This is a genomic window from Streptococcus sp. SCPM-O-B-15304 (M98), assembly GCF_058200215.1.
This window is the reverse complement of sequence record NZ_JBYQGQ010000050.1, coordinates 1-301: the sequence shown is the minus strand read 5'-3', so window position 1 is coordinate 301 and position 301 is coordinate 1. Positions and strand designations below refer to the sequence as shown.

Sequence of the window (301 nt, the reverse complement as noted above, 5' to 3'; positions counted from 1 at the left end):
TTCTTATCTGCATCTGTACGTGGTTCTTTCACAGTCACCTTAACTGGAACTTCATCCTTAGAGCCATCTGGGTATGTTACAACTACGATAGCGTCTTTGTCGCCTTCTGTTGTAGTGTCTACTGGTGTCTTGTACTCGAATTTAGTTCCTGATGGAAGATCACCTACGTTGCCAATTGAATCTTTAGCGTTTGGTTTATCACCTGGTTTAACACTTTGATCTTTCGCAACTGGAGTATTCTTATCTGCATCTGTACGTGGATCTTTAACAGTTACTTTAACTGGAACTTCATCCTTAGAGC

At 40.9% G+C, this 301-nt stretch carries 1 protein-coding gene; it reads right to left on the bottom strand.

Annotated features, from left to right (window positions below):
* Positions 1-301 (bottom strand): Rib/alpha-like domain-containing protein (locus AC3E7H_RS10005; protein ID WP_490676518.1); only part of this gene is annotated, 301 nt, incomplete at both ends.